The following is a 17,489-nucleotide window of genomic DNA, read 5'->3' as shown; positions in this document are numbered from 1 at the left end:
TTTGCCCTGCGCTTGTCGAAGCGTTTTTTATGGTCTACCGGGATCGGCACTTAGTGTAGTATGCCGAATCGCCTTCCCGATACGTTTAACCCATGAAAATCAATAGACAACTTATTCTCGTGGTTTCCACGGCACTGGCGATACCGATCATTCCTTTTCTCGTCATTGGCGAACTGCCCGGGGAACGATGGCTGTCGGCCACGGATGACAACGCGCTTCGGTTCGGCTTCCTCGGCGGTGCGCTATTGGCCGGCGATACCCTCCTGCCCATACCGTCCAGCGTCATCGGAACCCTGCTCGGCGCGCGTCTCGGTTTCATCTCCGGAACATTATGGACATGGGCGGGACTGACTATCGGCCATCTTATCGGTTATGCCGCCGGGCGGCTGCTGCTGGCCCGGCTTGGCACACGGCTCCCGGAAGTGCCGACGCTCTTGGCGGTGTTCGCGAGCCGGCCGGTCCCGGTGCTGGCGGAGGCCGTGGCTTTTACAGCCGGTGCCGAAGGTCTGGATTTTTCTCGATTTCTGCTGACGGCGGCTGCGGGCAACTTATTGTACTCGGTGGTACTGGCAGGAAATGGCGCCGCACTATTACCCGATGCGATAGTCGGACCAGGAATCATCGTTCCCATGACATTACCCGTCGTTGCCTGGCTGGGATGGCGCCTCCGGAAAAAGCAGAAGAGCAAAGTCATGCAAACGGGAAACTGAAACCTCGAAAACGGATCGGCCCTGCTACCGGGTTACGGCTGCTGGGTAGGACCGGGTTGAAGGTAAATCATTTCGACACCCTCTGCGCCTTGGACGACTGCACGCATCATCTGTCCCTGGTCCAGCTGCTGCTTGATTTGCGAGACCGAGTCCATCGGTTCGAAACTGAGGCCGTTGAGCTTCAGCTCTGCTGCGGACGGCAATCCCAGCATCGGTTTGAGGGCGAAATAAAGTTCGTCTACCGTCGCGGCGGGGGTTTTGGCCAGTTGTTCGATTTGGTAGGCCATCTCCTCGCTTACTTCCACCGTTCGGTGTTTCGGCTGTGTTTCGGCCTCGCTGGCTGTCGGGGCTGCCGCATCGGCATTGGATGACTCGGGCGACAACAAATTCCGATGCCCCTGCTCGGACGGCAAACCATCCGCGGTCAACTGGATCTCGATCTCGCCGGTTTCCGTTTTCAGCCAAAGGCGGTCGCGAGAAATCTTTTCGACTTTGCCCACGTCCGGAATCGAGGTATTCCGTCGCACCGTCTGTTGTCGGCCGTCCGGGAATTCGATCATGGCAACCCGAGCTTCGTCGCCGACCGTCACCACACCTGAAAGACGGAAGGGCGGTTCCGACGAAGATGCGGCGATTGCGATATCCACCCTGACGATAGCCAATAGAAATGCCGGTAACGAAAACAGGGTTGTCCTACGAATATTCATGCGCTTAATCGATCCAGCTTGGAACTTCCATCTCCGAAAACAACGGATGGGAATCAAAAACAACCCACCCGTTGTTCACTAAACCGTTATTTTTATCGAACGCCGGCCCTACGATGCCTTTGGTTAAATGCGAACCCCAACAATCCCGCTCCCATCAGCATCACGACCGGCGGTTCGGGGACAGGGATAGGCTGTGACTGCTGGCAATTGCCCCCCACGCAAACACTGCCTCTTCCAGCCGATACCGGGGGAACAAACGGATCGCCGTTTTCATCTCCCAAAAACTCGCCGGTCGAAGCGATGTTATCCGTGAACGACAGTGGGCTGAGGCCGTTTGCAAGGGTATCGAAGGTCAATGTGAACAACCGGAATGCGGTGTTGCCGTCCTGGTTCGTAAGCAAATCCAAGGAGGTCTCAAATACATTCACCGTACCGGAAACACTGTCGTCAAAGCCTTGAATGGAGTCGAACGGACCATCCAGAAAGATATCGAAATCCACACTGGCAAGAGACAGAATGCTGTCATTCCAATGGACGTTGAAATCGTAGGTACCGACGAGTTGATTGTTAAGGTCGGTGACTATGACATCGACCTTAACCGGGTCACCGAGCGCCACGTCCTGGGAAACTGGATTAAACACCAGAGAAATTGCCGAGGCCGGCTGGGCGGCCAGCAGACTGAGCGGGACGGCAAGTCCCAATATCTTGAGTAATTTATTCATATCACTTTCCCCATCGTCTTAAGTCTCAATTCGAGTTATGTCCGACGCACCCCGCAAGGTGCGTCGGGTATTTCTTGGCTTTACTGAACAGTCATCTGAGTGGCGCATTTACGCGCATCCAGCACGGTAATCCAGCCGTTGCCGTCAGCATCGCGCGGGTCGTTCGGACCTGAGGCAGGCTGGTTCCGCGCCGCGGAAATGGCATTAATGTCATCGCGGTCGACATCGCCGTCCGGCTCCACGTCACAGCGCAGGAAATCGCAGACATCGCCTTTGCCGTTGCCGTCCGAATCCGTCTGATCGGCATTGGCAGCGTTCGGGCAGTTGTCGCAGGCGTCGCCCACGCCGTCGCCGTCGCTGTCTTTCTGATCCGGATTGGCAACCGCGCGGCAATTGTCCGTGTTATCAGGCACGCCATCGCCGTCGCTGTCGATAAAGGCGCCGCCGGTGGCCCGCTGCAACACCAGGAGCGCGTACGCTTGTTTGGAGTAGTTATTCCAAGAACCTGGAGCGCTGTTGCAAATGAAATTACCGTCGTTGCCGTTGATGGGCGCAGAGCCGTCCCAACACTGGTGTTCGAGGATTTCGTAGGCGTAGTCGAAATATTGGTTCTGGGTCTGCGTCGGGTCCGCGCCGTAATAACCTACGCCGCCGGCACCGAAGCTCGCCACGCGGGGCAGTGCATCCGGATCCTGGTGTACCTGGCGTACGGTACAGGCCGCATCGGGCGCCTTGGTGCCGAGATCGTCCGGACCCAGGTTGCCCGGCGCCGGCGCTATGCCCGATTGGCGCATGAACTCCATGCCCTTGAAAGAACTCCAGAGGTAATACCAGTAAGAGTTGCCGGGCCAGCTATTGCCCATGCTGTCCAGGTCCTGCCAGCGATAGTGGTTGTGCAGCCAGCGGAGATAAGCCTGAACGGATGGATCGTTGACGTTGGCCCCGCCCAGGAGCTGTACCCAAGTGCCCGAGGCGGTTTGCTGCAGGCTGGGGGCATAACCGGTTCTTTGGTAGCCGTGTCCTCGCTCTATAGCATCGATCGAGTCGCAAGCGGAGTTGTTCGAACCCGCCGCAGACCCATTGGCGGCGTAAGCCAGCTTCGAGCGCTCCAAGGCGGCATTAAGCGTGGGAAGCCGATTGCCCGGATCGCCGAAGGCCGGATCCGTGTACACGGCCTTGGCCGCCGCGAGACCGGCTACGCCGAACTGGGTGGTCGAGGAGTCCGCACCCGGACCTGTATAACCCCAATAACCGTAGTTGTTCGAAGTGCTCGGGGGATCTTCCGGAGGGGTGTTGTCTTTAGTCTGTCCGGCGACGATCCGGTCGGAAAGCGTGTTGATGGCGGTGATCAGATCCACGTAATCTGCGGTATCGGGGATTTCCGGAGCGCTGGGGTCGCCCTTGTCCGGTCCGCCGGAGCGCAGATATTCGCTCAGTGCCATGAGGAAGCTGCCGTCGCGATACAGGTAAAGCGAAGTCTCGTTGACGCGATCCAGCATATAGGCGACGACTGTGCGCATGCGGGCCTTGTCGGTTGCATTGGCGCCGGAATAGCCCTGTGGCGGATCGGCAGGGTTTCCGGTAGCGCGTTTCTCGAGCAATGCGAGCGCTGTCAGACCGGCTGCGTCCCCGGCACTGCTGGGGTTGTTGTAGGCGCCTACGTTGGCTAAATATTCCAAGCCGCGGTCGATCGCCACGGCCACATCCTGCTCGAAAGGCGTGACCGCTTGCGCGCCCGTTCCGGCCAGGCTCAGCACCGTGCCCAGTATCACGGGTTTCAATCGTAAGTTTTTCATTGGTTTTCTCTCTCTCTTCTCAAACTCGTCTCGATAGGCTTCCCTGCGCCCATGTCCGGGAATCCCCTCTCTCCAAGCGATTCCGGAAACAAGGAGGTTCCGAGCAAGAGTCGAGCCACGATGAAAGGTGACTTAAAAATCAAGTGGGTGGCTGCTTTCTTTGAAAAAGTGTTCACGATCGAGCCAACTGCTGTAAAAAAAACTGACAGTGATCCGGGCCTTCACGAAAGGTTGATGTAGACTTGCCGCTTCACTAGCATTCCGATTCGTCAAAAGTCGATTGGTCATGGCAAGAGCAAGCCTTTTGAGCCGGCACGCGCTCCGGAACTGGACACCCAGCATTTATCTGAAACTGATGGTTCCCTTTTCGGTGGTTTTGCTGGTGACAGCCGCTATCGCTTGGTGGCTCACGACGCGTATGTTTTCCATAGCGCTGGAGGAGCGTGTCAACGAACAGCTTACGAATGTCGCGACCGTCTTGGCCAAGGGCAATCTTCCGCTGACCGACGATTTGGTATTCAAGGTTCGGCAATTGCTCGAGACCGAAATCGTGCTGATACAAAGGGATGGCTATATCGCGATGTCGACCTGGGGTAATGGCCGGGATGAAGCACATCGCCAAATATCGAAAATCTTCGCGCAGTGTCCTCAGGAAAGTGGCTGTATACGCCCGATACCGATGCAATTGCCAAGCGGTCTTTACAGTGTGGTTCTCAGGCTAGTTCCGGCAGGGCGCGACTCCCGCTATCGGGCGGTGGCCGTCCTGTCATCGCTTGCCGACGTTCAGTCGGCTACCCGCAATGCGGCGGTTTGGATCGGCGCAGCCACGCTGCTGGGGGGCATGCTGATCGCGTGGGCAGGTCAGCGGATTGCGGCGGGCATCATCAATCCGCTGCGCGATCTCGCTCGCATGGCCGAAAGACTCGCCGGAGGCGACAGGGATGTGCGCGTCGAGTCTCGTCGATCCGATGAGATCGGTGAATTGATGGGCGCTTTGAACACCATGGCGGAAAAACTCCAATCTTTCGAACAGGCCCTGTCGCGAAGAACCAGGCTGGAAGCCCTGGGCGAAATGTCCGCCCGTATCGCCCACGAGGTGAGAAACCCGCTCACGGCAATCAAATTGCAACTGCAACTGATGCAGGAGAATGTCGATGAGGCTCAGGCGGAACCGATACGACAAACGCTCGACGAGATCCGTCGTCTGGAATTGGTGGTCTCCGGTGCCCTGGACTTCGGGCGGCCCCGGAGTCTCGATCCGGTCGAGGTCGACCTGAACGATCTGGTCGGCGACGTAAGGCGCCTGTTCGGTCCGCAACTGCAACACCGGGCCATTTCTCTCGAATGCCGGCTCGACTCTTCGCTGCCGCAGGTTCGCCTGGATGCCGACCGCATCAAGCAGGTGTTGCTGAATCTGCTCGTCAATGCCGCCGAAGCAATGACGACGGGCGGGCTGATCCGAATCGGAACGTGCCGGACGGGAAGCGATCATGTCTCGTTAACGGTCGAGGATTCGGGTTCGGGGATCGATCCGTCGCGGATGGACTTGATTTTCACGCCGCTGCATACCGACAAAAAAGGTGGCTTCGGGCTAGGGTTGCCCATTTCCAAAGAGCTCGTCGAGCTCCATGGGGGCACTATAGAGATATCGCGAAGCGATTTGGGCGGTGCGCGTTTCGCCGTTTTGTTGCCGATTGAGTCGATCAGATGACCAAGATTCTGATCGCCGACGACGAACGCGCCATCTGCCTGGCATTCAGTCAGCTGCTGAAGCGGGACGGTTATGAGCCGCTCATCGCTTCCGGGGGACGGGAAGCGTTGGAGCTGGTCGAGAGGGAGAAACCGGCGGCCGTTTTTCTCGATGTCAACATGCCGGATTTGAGCGGTCTGGATGCCCTCGCTCAAATCCGCGCACGCGATCCGCAACTGCCGGTCATCGTCATGACGGCTTACGGAACCATGCAAAGCGCAATGGAGGCGATGCGGCTCGGCGCGTTCGATTATCTCGGAAAACCTCTGGAACTGTCGCAGATTCGAACGTTGCTGCAGCGTGCCCTGTCGAGCCGTGCCGAATCTGCCGCCGGAATCCCGGCTGAGGCTAGCCTGGATACGAATGGCAAAGGTGTCATGATCGGTCAGAGCAAAGCGATGCAGGAAATCTTCAAGCTGATGTCCCTGCTGACCACCAACGATCTCACGATTCTGGTAACCGGAGAAAGCGGCGTGGGCAAGGAATTGGTCGCGCGCGGCATTCATTTCAATAGCCCTAGGCGCGAGCATCCCTTCGTCGCGGTCAATTGCGCCGCCTTGCCCGAGAACATCGTGGAAAGCGAATTGTTCGGCCATGAACGCGGCGCGTTTACCGGAGCGGAGGCGAGACGCATCGGTCGATTCGAAGCGGCCGGCGAGGGTACGCTGTTTCTCGACGAAATCGGAGAACTTCCCCTTCAATTGCAGGGCAAGCTATTAAGGGTTTTACAGGAGCGAAACTTCGAGCGTGTCGGCAGCGTCGCGTCGATTCCATTTAAAGCCAGACTTATCGCCGCCACCAACCGGAATCTGGATGTCGAAACGGCCGCGGGGCGGTTTCGCGAAGATCTCTATTTTCGGCTCAAACTGATTACGGTCGAAATCCCGCCGTTACGAACGCGCCGCGAAGATATCGCGTTACTGGCTCGGCATTTTCTTGGACAGGCAAACAACGAACTCGGCCGGCAAATCACGGGTATAGAGGCCGACGCCATGAAAGCCATTCAAGCCCACGACTGGCCGGGAAATGTCAGGGAGCTGGAACATACGATCAAGCGTGCGGTGTTGCTCTGCCGGGGCAATTCGTTAAGCCTGCACGAACTCGGTATAAAACCGAAGGCTCGCACGGACGGCCATTCCCTGGATTCCACGGATTTGGACGATTTACTGGATGCCGCCCGGCGCGCGCTGCGCGACGCCATTAACGTCGATGGACCCAAAGATTCGACTTTGGGGGTTTTTTATACAGTGGTCGAAGCGGTCGAACGCGCGATTATCGACGAGGCTCTGCAAATCACGAAAGGAAATCAGGTAGCCGCTTCTGAACTTTTGGGCCTGCACCGCACGACCTTGAGAAAAAAATATTTCCCCTCCTGATGCAAAATTGTACAGCGGTACTTGTTTCCTTCTCGGATTCGAATTCCGCAGCTGTACCGGCTTTACAAGCGGTTTTGAGTAAAGACCGAAAAAGGGCGTCTGTACAAAAAACCGACACGCCAACGACCCGTCGTCAGCGTGCCCAAGAAAACCAGGTGATCTAAGTGTCGGAATTTACGGCAGATTCAGTCTTGAATCGGTGAGCTTTAAAACTTGGTCTATAGTTTGCTCTAAAATCAATCGAAAACTCTCTTCTCACGAAAGCCGACTCAATCTCTCTCCTGGGTCGGCTACTTTCTGGAACGGGTGAGCCGTGCGCGTTCTGGCTCGGAGTCCAAATTCCGACAGAGACACCTGCGCAGGTCCGGCGTCCGTACATCCAAGCCGCACGCTCGCCGGAGTTTCAAAGCCGGTAAACACCTGGGGCTGCTGGATCTACGGTCAGTGAGTTCTGTTGGTCAGCCCTCTGACTTTTTGCCTGGCACGCATCGAGCGGCCTATTCGCTTCCGCAGCGGTCGTCCGCGCCTGAAAAGGATCGTGCCTCGATCAAAACGATAATAAGGTTTCATAAAAATGGTCTCGAAAACTGGAGTTTTCATAATCGGTGCCTTGGGGGACATCGCAAACACGCTGTTCGTGGGGTGTTCGGCGATACGGCGGGGATTAGTCTCCGGCGCCGGACTCGTCACAGACCTGCCGCCTTTTGCCGATCTGAATTTGGTTGCCTTGGAGAATCTCGAATTCGGCGGGCACGACATTGCCGAGGGCTCCGTGCCGGAGTCCGCCGACCGCATTTACCGCGAGTCGCGGACCTTTTCGCGGGAAATTCTGGATGCGGTTCAGGCCGATCTGCAACGCATCAACGGTAACGTCGTCATCGATTCCTCCCTGCAATGGAACGTATTGAGTCCGTCAGACCGTCTGCCGCCGCTCGATGCGCTGATTGAACGGATGCGGGGCTATCTGCGCGGCTTCATCGACAAATTCGGTTTCGATCGTGTGGTGCTGGTCAATCTGACATCGGCCGAGCCGAATCCGCCGCTATCTGAATATCACCTGGATTTGACCGCTTTCGAAAGACTCCTGAACGAGGACAGAAAGGATTTGATTTCGCCGGGCATGGCCTGGGTCTACGCGGCCTTTTCCGAAGGCTGCTCTTACGTCAACTTCACCCCCAATCTGGGCGCGAACGTGGCGGCCCTGCAGCAGCTCGCCGAGGTAAAAGGCGTATCGTACTGCGGCAACGACGGCAAAACCGGCGAAACGCTGGTGAAAACGGCACTGGCGCCGATGTTCGCCTGCCGCAACCTTCGCGTCATGAGCTGGGAGGGCTATAACCTGCTCGGCAATAACGACGGGCGGACACTGAACGATCCCGACAACAGCAAAGCGAAAATCGGCAATAAGGAAGCCGTTCTGGAGAGAATACTCGGTTATCCGGTTCAAGCGGGAGTTTCCATCAATTTCGTGCCTTCCTTGGGCGATTGGAAAACGGCGTGGGACTTGATCCACTTTCAGGGATTCATGGATGTGCCCATGACGATGCAGTTCACCTGGCAAGGCTGCGATTCCATACTGGCCGCTCCCTTGGTACTGGATCTGATCCGTCTGATCCATTTCGCCGGCTGTCAAGGAGAGTCCGGACCGACGCCACACCTCGCCAGTTTCTTCAAGAATCCGATCGGCGTGGCCGAGCAGTCGTTATCCGCCCAGTTCGGGCTGTTGCTCGAGTACGTCGAGCGCCATCGGTCCAAAATTGCAGCCCAGTCAGGCGGTAAGCACCTCGCCGGATTAAGGGCAGCGACTTAGGGAATTCACGGCTAACAGCACGAAGGATGATAGCCGGCTATGTGGCGCGGAAATCCACTGGTGGCCATGATCCCGCCGTATCTGCTGGGAATCGGGATCTCGCTGCTGATGACGCTCGATTTTTGGCGTGGCGGCGAATCGGGTTCTTCCACGCATGCGCTATTTCTGTATGCGATAGTCGGCACGGCGGTCGGCTATATTCTCTACCCTGTCAAATCGTCGGTTTGTTCTAGCCCGCTCCTGGCCATTTTCGTCTGGAGTTCCGGAGCCGCCATTAGCGTCTTTGCGTTTTGGCTCGTGGTTTCGGTCACCCTGGCCCTGCCGCTGGTCATTCGGCTCGGCCTGGCCATCGGACTGATCCAAGCCACCATTCTTCTCTTGAGACACGTGATCGGCCGACGTTTTTCACAAGCTCGCGCCGGCGTTCTCGTCGCGGCTCTGACGATACTCTGCGCCTCATCGCCAATATGGCTGAGCCCATGGCTGGAATGGTCGGGCGAGCACAGCCCGTTGATGGATCTGGCATTGGCCATGAGCCCGCCGACCTGCTTTGCCGTGGCGCTTGACTACGATTACTTGCGGAGCCCCTGGTTCTACAAGCACACGGCCTACGCCATGCACCGATACGAATACCCTTCGGCGGGCCTACTGATTTTCGTTTACGGATTCCTGTGTCTGGCTGCGGTACGGATAGACCGCCGATTCCGGAAAAGCAGTCCGAACGAACCGTTTGGAAAATTCCAACATGATACGTAATCGTCCGTTAATCCGAATAAAGAGCCAAACTATGAAATATCTGCCTATATTGGTCGCGTTGATGATGTCGGCGACGACGGTTTCCGCTGCCGCCAAGGAAACGAATAAATCGACGTCACGGAAAACCATCGAAAAGACCGTGATGCAGCAGGATGAAAAGCTCGCGGAAGAGGCCAAGCGTGCCATCGATCGAGGACTTCATTATCTGCGCGAGAATCAGGCGGAAGACGGTTCCTGGTCCAAGAACGTCGGCATAACCGCCCTGGCGCTGCGGGCATTTTTGGAAAGCCCCCGGAAATACACCGAGGACGACGGCGCTTTCATCACCAAGCCTGTCCAATACGTTCTATCCCGTGTTCGAGAGGACGGGGCGATCAGCGGTGAAATGCAGAATCTGAGCTACAACACAGCAGTCGCCATTACGGCGCTTCAGGCCACCGGAAATCCGAAGTATCAAGAGGCCATCAAAGGCGGCCAGAGTTTCCTGAAAAAACATCTGATCGACGAGGGGGAGGGCTATTCGAAGGACCATAAATATTATGGCGGCATAGGCTATGGCGGCGATGAACGCCCCGACCTCTCCAACGCCTACCTGGCGCTCGAGTCGCTGAAAGCCACGGCCTTGGATCCCAAGGACCCGGCCTGGGAAAAAGCCCTGGTGTTCATCAACCGCTGTCAAAACCGCAGCGAAAGCAACGACCAGACTTGGGCAGCCAACGACGGCGGCTTTACCTATATGCCCGGATACAGCCCGCACGAAGCCACCGCCTCCTATGGCGGCATGACCCACGCGGGTCTGCTCAGCTTGCTGTTTGCCGGCGCGGACAAGCAAGATCCACGCGTTCAGGCGGCTTACGACTGGATTCGTAACCATTACAGCGTCGACGAAAATCCCGGAGCGCCTAATAAGCAGGGTCTTTATTACTATTACAACGCTTTTGCGAAGAGCATGTACGCCTACGGGGAAGCGGAAATTACCGACGGGAAAGGAAGCAAGCACAATTGGCGGGAAGATTTGATGCGCAAGCTCGTCAGCCTTCAGAATCCCGACGGATCCTGGGTCAACTCGACCACGAAATGGTGGGAGGGCGACAAGAATCTGGTCACGGCATGGAGCATCATTGCGCTCAATTTGGCAGTGCGCTGAGTTTGACGCGATGATCGGCCGTCCGCTTCTGAAGTTGCTTCCCGTCTTCTTGGCGTTGAGCCTCGACGCGGGAGCGGACGAGCCGGAACAACTGACAGCGAAAATCGCTTGGGGCGGGTATTTTCGGAGCGGCGTCCCGACCGAGATCGGGCTCACCCTGATTTCCGCCGAGGGAGGCAGGGCCGCCGTTCGGCTCGTCTCCGGAGATACGGCCCCGATCGACGCGGCATTAGCGGTAGACCCCGGCACTCCCCGGTTTATCTCGATACCCGTCACGCCATCCGCGGAACAACCGATTCGGATAAGCGGTTTCCTGCCGAACCGTCGGACTTTCGAAGCGGAGATCGCGGCCTCGTACCCGATCAGCGGCAGGGCGGTGGCGGTCGCGGCCGAAGGCGTCGAGACAAATAGCCTATTGGAATCCCTGGCCGGAACCGCCGCGGTCATAAGCGCGCACGCGTCCGACTTGCCCAGAATGGCTCAATCCTACCAGGTCGTCGACATGATTCTCCTGGGCGACCGGGAATTCGCCGAGCTCGATCCGGAGCAGTTCGAGGCTCTGTCGGACTATCTCCGGGATTGCGGGCGTCTCGTATTTCTGGGAGCGGAGGAAACCTGGGAAAACCTCGAAGCCGAGGCGGGATGCGGAGGTGCGTTCGCTATCCGCGCCGAACATCCCGGCCAGGGGGCGGAGCTTGCCGGTGAACTGCTCGACCGCGCGCAGCCGTCTCTGCCCGGCATTCAAGATCTCCGGGATTTGTCCGCGGCGCAGCCTCCCATGGCCTTGCGCACGGCGGCCGTTCTATTGTTTTGTTATTTCACCGCCTTGAGCGTGGCCGGCCTCACATCGTCGCGTCCCTGGCCCCTGTTTTTATTGCCCTTGGCTTTCAGCGCCTTGGCCGCGGCTTTGCTGACCGGCAAGCCGCCGGAGATGCGGCTGACCGGCTGGACCGAAACCAGCGTGGGAGACGACAACGCTCGCTTCGTCGCGCTCCTGACCGTGTCGGGCACCGGCCGCTGGCAAGGCAGGCTGCCGGCGCCGATCAAATTCTGGCTACCGAAGGCAGAGACCTACCCGGACATTCAATTGGACATCGACCGGCCCGAAACTCACGGGCTGGCGCTAAAGACCGAATTGTTTTCGTACGACGAGCTGCTGTTTCGGGGAACCATCCGCCGATTCCATCTGCCATTGACGCTCGATCTCGACCAGGATGCCGTCGCCGTCGCGAATCCCGGCGGAACGACTCAGCCGGCTGGACTGCTAGCCTGGGACGGCAAGCTGTTCGCTCTGCCGTCATTGCGTCCCGGCGAGCGCTGGTCTGCCGAGAACCAAGCTCCGGTCGCTCCTGACAGTCCCGAAGCCTACAAGCTGCGCCCCTACCTAAATCGGGATCGGATGGCGGCGCTGCTTATTCCCTATGCATCGCGCCTGTGGCGCGGGAACGAAGTGCCGGGCGATGCGGAATGGCTGCTTATCAAGGCCCGCTTATGAATTCGGTTCGCTTCGGTTTGTTGATGGCGCTGTTGTGCTGCGGACCCGTACTGATCTGGACGGCCGGACAATTAATGTCGGATTCGACGGCAGCGTCGGCGAAAACGGATGAGACGTTGAGAACTGCCGTCGAAGCGTTGTGGCTGGTTCAAGCTTGCGCGGCGGCGCTGATGGCAACGATGCCGGTCGAGAATGATCCGATTGAACACGCCCAAGGAATGCTGGCGTTCTGGCTCGTGCCGCTTCCCTTGCTTACCCTCGTTTGGGCAGGCGGTGCCGCGGATGCATGGATGTTGGCGAGAGGATTGGCGGCGGCTCTTGCATTCTCGTCGGCGCTTCTGGCCATTAATCGCGGGCTCGGGAGGATCAGTCACAGCTCTCCTTGGCCGTGGCACGGCGTCTTGAGTCTGGTGCTCGTCTATTTCGTCTGCCGGTTCGACAAGGTATGGCTCGGCTGGATCACCCATTAGCGCGTTTTTCACCCCGGTTTAGCGGTACGGGTCGGAAGATCGTAGGTCGGCAATCCATTGCCGACGCACAAGATCGGCAAGGGGTTTTGTCGGCAAAGGATTGCCGACCTACATTTGGGTTCCGCTACGCCGAATCGGAAAATGCACTAGTCGATTGCCCGAACCTTTCCGCGCTGCTTAAGACAACAGCCGCGCGGCTTCGGTGGTGCGGCGCGTGGAAGCTGTTCCGAATCGGGTCATGGTGTTCCGCTGTGCTTATGGCTCTGGCAGGGGCCGTTCATCTCGGGCTACGTCCGCTGCCGCTTTCTGCGACGTTTGCGATTTCATTACTGCCCGTACTGATTCCTCCCGTGTTTTTCATGTGCTTTTCCCGTTCCGATTATCGGAAAGCCGCAAAACGACTGGATGAAACATTCGACGGCAAGAACCTGTTCATTACGAGCCTCGATCTGGTGCTCCAGGATTCCGTCGACCGGAGCCGCATGAGGTTTTATGTGCTCGAGCAAGCTGAATTGTCCGCCGCCTCCTGGAAACAATATCCCGAGCGACTGCCCCGCCTCGAGGCCTGGTCCAATGCCTGGATACCGCTCGGACTGGGGCTGGGCGGCTTTTTCGTGCTGTTTTCCGTGGGCGCGGACCGAACATTTCCGGTTGCGGCCGATGGGAAGACGCCCCTTGAACAAGTCGGACAATTCACGCCGGAAAAGCCGATTTCGTTTTCCGAAAATCCCGATACCCACTCCAAGGTTTCGCAATTCGTTGCGGCGAGCAGTCTTCGTGAGGAAACGGAGCGAAATCCTCGACTAGCGCAGCCGCCGAAATCCCATACGAGCGAAACGCCGATTCGGAACGCCGCGAGTGCGAAAAACTCGGGACAGGAAACCGGGGGACGACAGTCCATAAGGTCCATGCCGTCGCCGGATCGATCCGGCGGGCAGTCGACGACATCGGATCACGTATCGCCCGATGATCGGGCCGCTCAAAAAACCTCTGCGGCGGGCGAGGGCTCGGATTTTTCGAGAACCTACGGCCGTAGCACGGAGCAAGCGGAACTCACGCTTCGTTGGACCGACCTCGAACGGGGCAAAGGCGAACACGCTTCGAACCGGCGCCGGGCGCTGAAGCACAGTTCGGTAACGCGGCCGGCATCGGGGAAACTCGCGCCGCCGTCCGGGGCGTCCAGACACGGAGAATCGCGAGCATTCGTTCCCTTGTCTCCGGCCATGCGCCGCTATTCGGACCGCTACTTTCAATTTTTGACGAAACACTCGGATTGACACCATGGCGCTATCGACTTCCCGTCGTGCGGACCCGGATATCGGAACGGCAATCAAGCATTTCCGGGATGATATGAATCGGCTGTGCGAATCCCTGGCCCGGGTCATCGTGGGCCAGGAAGCACTGATCCGGGATATGGTCAGCGCGATGCTGGCGGGCGGACACGTTCTGCTCGAAGGCTATCCCGGCCTCGGCAAGACCCATCTGGCCAAGGGGCTGGCCTGCTGTATCGGGGTTCCCATGTCGCGGGTGCAATGCACGCCCGATCTGATGCCCGCCGATATCACCGGGAGCGAAGTTCTGCTGAGAGCCGAGGATGATCGCGAACACCGTCTGGAGTTCCGGCCGGGGCCGATCTTCGCGCCCATGGTACTGGTTGACGAGATCAATCGTGCGACTCCGAAGACGCAGGCGGCGCTGCTGGAAGCCATGCAGGAGCGGCAAGTGACCGCCGCCGGCAGAAGCCATCGTCTACCCGATCCGTTCTGGCTCATCGCCACCCAAAACCCGATCGAGATCGAAGGGACCTTTCCGCTTCCCGAGGCACAAACCGATCGGTTTCTGTTCAAGTTGTCCGTGGGGTACCCGGCGGTGGACGCGATGCTCAGACTGATCGACATCTCCCTGGACGAAGAACCCACCGAAAACATGAACGCCGTGATCTCGCTTCAGCGGATCAGCGAGATGATGGCCTTGTGCCGCGAAGTCGTGATCGCCGACGAGATGAAGCGGGCGGCGGTTTCCTTGGTACTCGCCACTCATCCCGAGCACGGTGCGGGCAGCGAGGAGGCGCGCCGTCATTTTCGTTACGGCGCGAGTCCGCGGGGCTTGCAGGCTCTCTTGCGGGCCGCGCGCGTCCGAGCTTTGCAAAGCGGACGCGGGCACGTGGCTGCGGACGATATCGCCGGCGTAGCGCTGCCGGCTTTGCGGCACCGCGTACTCCTCAACATCGAAAGCGAAATGGACGGTATCGCGATCGACTCTGCACTGGAGAGAGTGATCGGCTCATGGCGACGTTCGATCTAGATGAATGCTTTATCGATGAGCCGACCCTCCGCAGACTTGCATCCGTAGCCGGACATCTGTTCCGCGGCCGGGCGGCGGCTCTGCCCGGACGTCGTCCGCGGCGAAGCCCCACCGCATCCGGCAACGATTTTCTGGGCTATCGCGACTATCGGGCGGGCGACGATCTGCGAGCCCTCGATTGGCGCGCTTCGGCGCGCGCCTGGCATCCCCAGGTGAAACAATTCGGAAGCGAATGCTCGACGCGTTGGTTCATCTGCCTGGATCGCAGCGCGTCCATGCGTTTGCCGGAAAGCGGCAAGTGGGCGCTGGCCTCGCATCTGACGGCAGCTTTCGCCTATGTCTTGCTCCACGCGGGCAACCGGGTCGGTCTGATCGTCTTCAGCGGCGGAATCGATACGCTGTGCGCGTCCGGAAGCGGACGGGAACAATACACCCGGCTGCTGGACGTCGTGCGCCGCTGCCGCCCTCGAGAGGAGGGAGGCGGTTCGAATCTGGCTGCCTGCATCCCCGCCCTGCGCGCCGATGCTTCCGTGTTGGTGATCAGCGACTTGCTGACGGAGGACGGCATGCGGCCCGCCTTGGACCTTCTGCTGCGGCGCGGCCACGAAGTGCAGGTCGTGCAGACGCTCTCGGCCGAGGAATGCACGCTGCATCGGACCGGGTCGACGCTTATCCGGGACGTCGAAAACGGCGTCGGTCTGCCCGTCGATGCTTCGGAATCCGGCCGAGCCGCCGCCCAAACTAGCTTAAACCGGTTTCGAGAATCGTCGGACGCGTATTGCCGTCGGCGCGGCATACCGTTCAGTTCCTGCGAGACCACGCGGACGTGGGACCGATGGCTGATCGATCACATCCGAAAGCTCGAGGCCTCGAATGATTGAGTGGTCCTCGCCCGGCTGGCTCTGGGGCCTCGTCGTTCTGCCGCTGGTTTGGGCTTTGCACAAACTGCGGGCCAGACGCGGAGAACTTGAGGTGTCCGCCGTTTTTCTGTGGCGATTTGCGGCATCCGAAGAAACAACGGGAAGTCGCTGGAGTTCCGCCGATCCGGCGTGGCGCCGACGTGCTCTGATCCTCGCCCTGCTGATTCTCGCCGAGGCCGGAGCCCGCTGGACCGATTCGCGCTCTATCGAAATCTGGCTGGACGATTCCGTGAGCATGCTGGTCGACGAGGGTGAAGCGAAGCGCCACGAGATGGCCTTGCAGGCTTTGCGCGAAGCCCTGGAAGACTTGTCTCCCTTCCGGGCGGTCATTCATTCGTTGACGTATCCCGGCCGTTCCGTCCGTTTTGATTCCTTATCCGCGAACCGCTGGGAAGGGGAAGTCGACAGTTGGTTTCAAGATCCCGGACCGGGTGTCCAGATGCCTCTGGCGATGGAAATGGGTCCCGACGCCGTTCATTGGCTGGTCACCGATGGGGCTGATTCCGATGTAAATCGCTGGGCGGATACCGCGCCATTGAGTCGTATCGTGCAAGTGGGCAGGGCGCGCGACAACCTGGCGCTCACCGCTCTCGCTCTGCGGCCGTCGCTCAAGAGCGAGAACGGATTGAACGGCGTTCTGGAATTGGCGAACACGGGCGATGCGGAAGCCCGGCGGACGATCGAGCTTTACGTGGGCGAACATATGCTTCGAAGCTGGTCGGTGGTCGTATCGAGCGGAGGCACCGAAACGCTTGCATTCGATCTGCCGGACCCGGTCGACGGTCCGCTCATTGCGCGCAGCAAACCGGCCGATGCGCTCGCTTACGACGACGAATTGGCCCTGGCTTATCCGCAAAGAATTCGTGCACGACTTTTCGGCGCTTGCGGGCGTCACTTATCGACGGCCTTGAGCGTGCATCCCGCCCTGACGTTTCCATCGGGCGACGGAAACGATGTCGATCTCGCCGTCGTCTGCGGAAACGGCGAAGCCGGCGCGAGCCGGGCGCGGCTTCGTTTTCAACGAACGGGGCGTTCCCACACCCTCGGTAAACCGGTCCTGTGGACATCCGGGGCGCGAGAACTGAAACACGTGTTTCTCGACCACCGATGGCTACGCGCTTTTCCCGCCGGTGCGTTTGGCCCCGATTCCGGCAAGGCGCTCCTCGCTGCGGGATCGGAGTGGCTGATCGCCTCTAATGAAAATCCCAGTGAGATTGATGTTCGCCTCGACATGGAATTTCAGGCGTTCGCGGAACAGCCCGAATATCCCGTGCTGATCGCCGGATTGATCGAACGGCTCTTGCCGGAGGCGCGTCTCGACCGGGTGCATGCGGCCCGGCGCTCGAGCGGCGAATCGCGGATAGCCCCCTTACCGATGCCCGAACCGATGGCTGGGCCGGATCGGATTTCAGGCGGAGCCGGTGTCGATCTGAGTCCTTATCTGATCATCGGAGCGATTGGGCTGCTGGTGCTGGATATGCGGCGATGCATCGGGCGGGCGGAAAAATTCGCCAAGCCGGTTTGAA

Annotated in this window: 15 protein-coding genes; 12 read left to right on the top strand and 3 right to left on the bottom strand. The window is 59.0% G+C overall.

Annotated elements, in window-relative coordinates; all coding sequences use genetic code 11:
- Positions 1 to 92 precede the first annotated feature (92 nt).
- The gene (locus tag JOD69_RS02655; RefSeq protein ID WP_086135341.1) at positions 93 to 710 is read left to right on the top strand and encodes a VTT domain-containing protein; all 618 of its coding nucleotides are present in this window, start codon (positions 93 to 95) and stop codon (positions 708 to 710) included.
- Positions 711 to 742: 32 nt separating this feature from the next.
- Here JOD69_RS02655 and JOD69_RS02650 read toward each other — a convergent pair whose 3' ends face one another.
- From JOD69_RS02650 to JOD69_RS02640, 3 genes are all read right to left on the bottom strand, one after another.
- A complete protein-coding gene (locus JOD69_RS02650) occupies positions 743 to 1,417 on the bottom strand; it encodes a hypothetical protein (RefSeq protein WP_086135342.1) in 675 nt (224 codons plus the stop codon).
- A 92-nt stretch (positions 1,418 to 1,509) separates the two neighbouring features.
- Positions 1,510 to 2,139: a cohesin domain-containing protein gene (locus JOD69_RS02645; protein WP_086135343.1), complete on the bottom strand. Its 630-nt coding sequence runs from the start codon at positions 2,137 to 2,139 to the stop codon at positions 1,510 to 1,512.
- An 80-nt stretch (positions 2,140 to 2,219) separates the two neighbouring features.
- Positions 2,220 to 3,935: a thrombospondin type 3 repeat-containing protein gene (locus JOD69_RS02640; RefSeq protein WP_240507115.1), complete on the bottom strand. Its 1,716-nt coding sequence runs from the start codon at positions 3,933 to 3,935 to the stop codon at positions 2,220 to 2,222.
- A gap of 286 nt (positions 3,936 to 4,221) precedes the next feature.
- Between JOD69_RS02640 and JOD69_RS02635 the strand changes: the two genes are divergently transcribed.
- The 11 genes from JOD69_RS02635 to JOD69_RS02585 all read left to right on the top strand — a co-directional run bounded on the left by JOD69_RS02635 (position 4,222) and on the right by JOD69_RS02585 (position 17,488).
- Positions 4,222 to 5,646, top strand: a complete 1,425-nt coding sequence (locus JOD69_RS02635; RefSeq protein WP_086135344.1) for a HAMP domain-containing sensor histidine kinase — start codon at positions 4,222 to 4,224, stop codon at positions 5,644 to 5,646.
- Positions 5,643 to 7,061, top strand: coding sequence for a sigma-54 dependent transcriptional regulator (locus JOD69_RS02630; RefSeq protein ID WP_086135345.1), 1,419 nt, complete (start codon positions 5,643 to 5,645; stop codon positions 7,059 to 7,061). The genes JOD69_RS02635 and JOD69_RS02630 overlap by 4 nt, the downstream gene beginning before the upstream one ends.
- 574 nt (positions 7,062 to 7,635) lie before the next feature.
- Complete coding sequence (locus JOD69_RS02625; RefSeq protein WP_086135346.1) at positions 7,636 to 8,871, top strand: inositol-3-phosphate synthase; 1,236 nt, start codon at positions 7,636 to 7,638, stop codon at positions 8,869 to 8,871.
- A gap of 39 nt (positions 8,872 to 8,910) precedes the next feature.
- A complete protein-coding gene (locus tag JOD69_RS02620) occupies positions 8,911 to 9,627 on the top strand; it encodes a hypothetical protein (protein WP_086135347.1) in 717 nt (238 codons plus the stop codon).
- A gap of 31 nt (positions 9,628 to 9,658) precedes the next feature.
- A complete protein-coding gene (locus tag JOD69_RS02615) occupies positions 9,659 to 10,774 on the top strand; it encodes a prenyltransferase/squalene oxidase repeat-containing protein (RefSeq protein ID WP_077729000.1) in 1,116 nt (371 codons plus the stop codon).
- 10 nt (positions 10,775 to 10,784) lie between these two features.
- Positions 10,785 to 12,269: a hypothetical protein gene (locus JOD69_RS02610; RefSeq protein WP_086135348.1), complete on the top strand. Its 1,485-nt coding sequence runs from the start codon at positions 10,785 to 10,787 to the stop codon at positions 12,267 to 12,269.
- Positions 12,266 to 12,739 (top strand): hypothetical protein, encoded by a 474-nt coding sequence (locus tag JOD69_RS02605; protein ID WP_086135349.1) that lies wholly within the window; start codon positions 12,266 to 12,268, stop codon positions 12,737 to 12,739. Before JOD69_RS02610 ends, JOD69_RS02605 begins: the two co-directional genes overlap by 4 nt.
- A 257-nt stretch (positions 12,740 to 12,996) precedes the next feature.
- Positions 12,997 to 14,016, top strand: a complete 1,020-nt coding sequence (locus JOD69_RS02600; protein ID WP_086135350.1) for a hypothetical protein — start codon at positions 12,997 to 12,999, stop codon at positions 14,014 to 14,016.
- A gap of 4 nt (positions 14,017 to 14,020) precedes the next feature.
- Positions 14,021 to 15,043 carry a MoxR family ATPase gene (locus JOD69_RS02595; protein WP_205781138.1) on the top strand — a complete coding sequence of 341 codons (1,023 nt, stop codon included), beginning with the start codon at positions 14,021 to 14,023 and terminating at the stop codon, positions 15,041 to 15,043.
- Complete coding sequence (locus JOD69_RS02590; protein ID WP_086135351.1) at positions 15,025 to 15,924, top strand: DUF58 domain-containing protein; 900 nt, start codon at positions 15,025 to 15,027, stop codon at positions 15,922 to 15,924. The genes JOD69_RS02595 and JOD69_RS02590 overlap by 19 nt, the downstream gene beginning before the upstream one ends.
- The gene (locus JOD69_RS02585) at positions 15,917 to 17,488 is read left to right on the top strand and encodes a BatA domain-containing protein (protein ID WP_086135352.1); all 1,572 of its coding nucleotides are present in this window, start codon (positions 15,917 to 15,919) and stop codon (positions 17,486 to 17,488) included. The genes JOD69_RS02590 and JOD69_RS02585 overlap by 8 nt, the downstream gene beginning before the upstream one ends.
- Position 17,489: the final 1 nt, after the last annotated feature.

Origin of the sequence: Methylocaldum sp. RMAD-M (assembly GCF_017832375.1) — a bacterium.
In the GTDB taxonomy this organism is placed as follows: Bacteria; Pseudomonadota; Gammaproteobacteria; order Methylococcales; family Methylococcaceae; genus Methylocaldum.
The sequence above is the reverse complement of the archived record's forward strand: the minus strand, read 5'-3'. Positions and strand labels throughout refer to the sequence as shown.

Excerpts from the sequence above, each read along its gene's own strand:
- JOD69_RS02650 (WP_086135342.1), bottom strand. The coding sequence starts at position 1,417 with ATGAATATTCGTAGGACAACCCTGTTTTCGTTACCGGCATTTCTATTG.
- JOD69_RS02645 (WP_086135343.1), bottom strand. The coding sequence starts at position 2,139 with ATGAATAAATTACTCAAGATATTGGGACTTGCCGTCCCGCTCAGTCTG.
- JOD69_RS02620 (WP_086135347.1), top strand. The coding sequence starts at position 8,911 with ATGTGGCGCGGAAATCCACTGGTGGCCATGATCCCGCCGTATCTGCTG.
- JOD69_RS02605 (WP_086135349.1), top strand. The coding sequence starts at position 12,266 with ATGAATTCGGTTCGCTTCGGTTTGTTGATGGCGCTGTTGTGCTGCGGA.
- JOD69_RS02630 (WP_086135345.1), top strand. The coding sequence starts at position 5,643 with ATGACCAAGATTCTGATCGCCGACGACGAACGCGCCATCTGCCTGGCA.
- JOD69_RS02595 (WP_205781138.1), top strand. The coding sequence starts at position 14,021 with ATGGCGCTATCGACTTCCCGTCGTGCGGACCCGGATATCGGAACGGCA.
- JOD69_RS02655 (WP_086135341.1), top strand. The coding sequence starts at position 93 with ATGAAAATCAATAGACAACTTATTCTCGTGGTTTCCACGGCACTGGCG.
- JOD69_RS02610 (WP_086135348.1), top strand. The coding sequence starts at position 10,785 with ATGATCGGCCGTCCGCTTCTGAAGTTGCTTCCCGTCTTCTTGGCGTTG.
- JOD69_RS02590 (WP_086135351.1), top strand. The coding sequence starts at position 15,025 with ATGGCGACGTTCGATCTAGATGAATGCTTTATCGATGAGCCGACCCTC.
- JOD69_RS02585 (WP_086135352.1), top strand. The coding sequence starts at position 15,917 with ATGATTGAGTGGTCCTCGCCCGGCTGGCTCTGGGGCCTCGTCGTTCTG.
- JOD69_RS02600 (WP_086135350.1), top strand. The coding sequence starts at position 12,997 with ATGGCTCTGGCAGGGGCCGTTCATCTCGGGCTACGTCCGCTGCCGCTT.
- JOD69_RS02635 (WP_086135344.1), top strand. The coding sequence starts at position 4,222 with ATGGCAAGAGCAAGCCTTTTGAGCCGGCACGCGCTCCGGAACTGGACA.
- JOD69_RS02625 (WP_086135346.1), top strand. The coding sequence starts at position 7,636 with ATGGTCTCGAAAACTGGAGTTTTCATAATCGGTGCCTTGGGGGACATC.
- JOD69_RS02640 (WP_240507115.1), bottom strand. The coding sequence starts at position 3,935 with ATGAAAAACTTACGATTGAAACCCGTGATACTGGGCACGGTGCTGAGC.
- JOD69_RS02615 (WP_077729000.1), top strand. The coding sequence starts at position 9,659 with ATGAAATATCTGCCTATATTGGTCGCGTTGATGATGTCGGCGACGACG.